Here is a 317-nt window from a genome sequence, read left to right on the forward strand (position 1 = left end):
CATTCGGACGCGGGATGGAGCAGTCTGGTAGCTCGTCGGGCTCATAACCCGAAGGTCGTCAGTTCAAATCTGGCTCCCGCAACCAACTTAAGATATAAGTATAAAATCAGGTCGTCAGTTCCCTTTCAATTAGATATGGGCTCCGATAACCAACTTACGCTTAAGTATAAAAAGCAAATTCTTAAGTTTGAATTAAAACAACTTGGCTTTCCTAAGAAGGTATTAGGACATTCGGACGCGGGATGGAGCAGTCTGGTAGCTCGTCGGGCTCATAACCCGAAGGTCGTCAGTTCAAATCTGGCTCCCGCAACCAACTT

2 tRNA genes are annotated in these 317 nt (G+C 46.4%); both read left to right on the forward strand.

The annotated features are described in order from the left end of the window. Window positions 1-8: 8 nt before the first annotated feature. Window positions 9-85, forward strand: a tRNA-Met gene (locus tag H4J69_RS19760). 151 nt (window positions 86-236) lie between these two features. After that, a tRNA-Met gene (locus H4J69_RS19765) sits at window positions 237-313 on the forward strand. Window positions 314-317: the final 4 nt, after the last annotated feature.

It is taken from the genome of Colwellia sp. BRX10-9 (assembly GCF_014077405.1).
Classification (GTDB): Bacteria; Pseudomonadota; Gammaproteobacteria; order Enterobacterales; family Alteromonadaceae; genus Colwellia_A.